Source organism: Caulobacter sp. CCH9-E1 (assembly GCF_001556515.1).
Taxonomy (GTDB): domain Bacteria; phylum Pseudomonadota; class Alphaproteobacteria; order Caulobacterales; family Caulobacteraceae; genus Caulobacter.
Genome location: NZ_LSJA01000216.1, coordinates 1 through 3,235, shown reverse-complemented (window position 1 = coordinate 3,235; position 3,235 = coordinate 1). Strand labels below are relative to the sequence as shown.

Sequence of the window (3,235 nt, the reverse complement as noted above, 5' to 3'; positions counted from 1 at the left end):
CGTCTGGATTCTGGCCGAGCCATGGTCCCGTCGGCGGCGGCCGTCCAGCGTCGCGAGCCGGGCCGCGTTCCTTGCCCTTCCAAACCGCAAGGCCATTGAGCGGCACGCCCTGTTCCATGTCGCGGCGCACGCGGTCATAGAGCTGCATGAACGCCGACTGCTTGGCGTCGAGATCCAGGCGCGAGCGATAGGCGTCGACCGCCAGACGGCTCGTTCGGTCCAGGTTCCCGGCCGCAGCAAGCTCGGGCAACACCACGTCGCCCGTCGAGATAGGCTCGACGGGCGCGGCGTTTCCTGGCGCATTGGCCTCGTCTGGCGTGATGATGGCAGGGTCACCGTCAGACGCGTCCGCAGCGGCCTCGGCGCCAGCTTCATCCGGGAGTTCGGGATCATTGGCGGCGACAACGGATGTCGTGGCAGACTCGATGGGCATGCCGCTTTTGGGATCAATAGCCATCGGCGCGTCGGTGGATGCGGCCGTGGCCTCGACCGCCGGCGGCTCGGCTCCCTTTTGCCGCATGGCCTCGGCTTCGGCGATCAGCGCGTTGGTCTTCTCCAGCTCGGCCAGGAAGATCTCGGTAGGCGTCGGCCCCTCGGGCGGGACGATGCCGTCGGCGACCTTGGGCCGGCTCTTGAACGAGAACTTTAACGTGGCGGCCGGGAAGGCTTCGCCATCGCGCGCCGACGAGACCTTGATGAACCCGTGCATCTTGGGCTGGTTCATGAGGTCTTCGGGCAGGGCGACCGGTTCGATCTCCTCCCGGGCGTTGAGGTTGACCCCGTCACGCTGGGAGTTGGCGCCGAACGAGATGCTCTCATCCACGCGCCGCACCTGGGCGCGGCCAAGCTGGTCGCTCATGAACTTGGCGGTCTCCGGATCCTGACAACGCAGGATCAGCTTGGTCGCGCACTGGCCGATGATCGTGGTGGCGGTCTCGTGGCCGTAGATCTCTTGCAGCTGGCTGAACTGCTGCAGGCCCAGAACCATCGAGCCGTTGTACTTGCGAAGCCGCACCGGTCCGGTGGCCAGCCCGTCGATCCGACCCAGCGACGAGAACTCGTCCAGGACGATCCAGGTCTGCGGCCGGTTGTCCTCCGGGCGGCTGAGCAAGGCGCCGACCACCAGTTCCGTCCAGAACGAGAGCAGCGGCCGCAAGCTCTCGATGTGGGTCTCCGGCGCCGACAGGAAGAGGATACCGCCCTCCCCGTCCCGGCTGTTGACCCATTCTCGGATCGAGAAGGTCGAATAGTCCGCCGACAGGTGCGTGAGGCTGTTGAGGCCCGTGGTCATCACGCTCTTGATCGAGGTGACGCGATTGCCGCCACCGGCCAGATGCGAGGCCGCCGGCGTACCGCGCACGAGCCACTCCAGAAGCTCATGCGGCCCGAAGAACATCTGCAGGAGGTCCTGCAAGGTCGCCTCGGGGAAGAGACGCTTGAACTGGTAGGTGGCCCACACAAAGGTCTGGCGCGAGGCCTCTGACCAGTAGGGATCGCCGGACTTGGGGTCCTTCCAGAGACAGGCCGCCAGCTTGTCGAGCTCGGTCTTGTCGGTCGCGTCGTTGAACGGCGACCATCCCACCGACCGCGCGTCGTAGGGATTGAGGATCAGGTCGGTCTCTGGCCGGTAGTGGGCGCGGATGTAGTCCAGCTCCGGGTCATAGACGATGGCCCGATCGCCTCGCGCGCGGATCGACTCCAGGAGCGTGTGGATGGCCTGCGACTTGCCGGCGCCTGGCGCCCCGACAGCGAAGAGGTGCTCGCTCTCGGTCCGGTACGGGAACGGCACGCCGACGATCTTGGCGGGCTGGTAGGTGGGGTCCTTCTCGGCCGCCTTCTTCTTCTCATTGAACTCGTAGATCTGGCGCAGGAGGTCGGCGATGCCGACCACCTTCTGGCCCCGGATCTGGCGCGCCCGAAGCTTCTCTTCGCCCGAGTGAATGAACCAGGCCGTGGCCAGGGTGAAGATGGCGAAGACGCCAAGGCCCCACATGAGGAGCGCCTTGCGAAGGTTATGATAGTAGCGCTTGGCGATCGGCTGCAGCCACTCAAGCTCGGCGATCTGCGCGTTTGTGTAGGTGCGCTCGATACCGTCGAGACCCTTGATCGCGATCTTCTCAGGAAGCGGGTGTCCGAACTTCTCGAAGAGCGCCGCCTGGGCGGCCTGGATCCCGTACTCCTGCTCCAGCTCCGAGGATGAGCGGTTGCCCATCCAGAAGCAGACCATCCCCCACACCAGACTGAGGATCACGAGCTTCCCGAGAACCTCCATGACCATGTCGATATTGTGGGAGAACGTCTGACCGCCGCGAAGCCAAGCCTCGCCCTTACCGCGGTGAATTCGGGCCATGTCGCTTCAACCTTTCAACCAGACAGTTGGAAGGCTCGGCGAAGACAGACCCGATTGTTCTACCTGCCTGCGAAGGCCTCGAAAAGGGCTGTTAGCCGGGGGTCAGCATTCGGTGATGGAGCGCCCAGGGATTCGGGCCTGCCGGGCGGTTCGCCAAACAGCATGCCTGCCGCTTGATAGGCGTGCTGCTGCGCCGCCTGGAACTCCGCCGGCGTCAGTGCTCTCCTCGCAATGGCCAGCGAAAGTGCGGTGGCGACGAGCGACTGAAACGCTGCATGCTGGGCGTGGTAATCTAGGGCTGGCGGTGCCTGTTCCATGATGAGCGTTTCGATGTACTGGGGCATGCTCATCCCCAGATCGGCGGCCTTTCTGCGCGCACGATCCAGCGCCGTTTCGCTCAATCTGATTGCAATCGGGCTCCGATTAGAGCGCGGCCTCTTGGTCACAGCTTCCCCCTCAAAGATCGACTTTGCGTAGTTGCACAACTACGGTCTAACACATTGTAATACCGAGACAAGACGATAACGCGTAGTTGAACAACTACGCACAGGTAGACGCGAAATTGTAATATTTTCAACAACCTAGAAAAACCGCAGGTGTGCATTACGTGCCCTCTCTGTATCCCTCATTCCGGACATCTCTGAAGGGTGTGTTGGGTTATCGGACTTGCTGGGTTTTTCGATCCTGCTCAAGCGACCACAGGTCGCTCGTTCAGCTTCTGCGGCGTCCCGGTTTTGTCGTTCGATGCTGGATAAGAGACTGAACGGGTAACTCACAGTGCGATGCGAGTTTGGCGGGATAAGCGACGATCAAGACGCTCCACGAACGGTCAGTCGGAGATCCTTCGCGCCGTCGCTGGTCGACGGCATGGCGAAGGCCTCCGCT

At 63.2% G+C, this 3,235-nt stretch carries 2 protein-coding genes; both read right to left on the bottom strand.

Translation table 11 applies throughout. The features are described 5' to 3' along the window. Positions 1-2,350 (bottom strand): type IV secretion system DNA-binding domain-containing protein (locus AX690_RS12610; protein WP_066730398.1); only part of this gene is annotated, 2,350 nt, incomplete at its 3' end. Between the two features lie 59 nt (positions 2,351-2,409). Next, positions 2,410-2,694 carry a hypothetical protein gene (locus AX690_RS12605; protein ID WP_156449652.1) on the bottom strand — a complete coding sequence of 95 codons (285 nt, stop codon included), beginning with the start codon at positions 2,692-2,694 and terminating at the stop codon, positions 2,410-2,412. Positions 2,695-3,235 lie beyond the last annotated feature (541 nt).

Coding starts and splice junctions, on each gene's coding strand:
- AX690_RS12605 (WP_156449652.1), bottom strand. CDS start 2,694: ATGCCCCAGTACATCGAAACGCTCATCATGGAACAGGCACCGCCAGCC.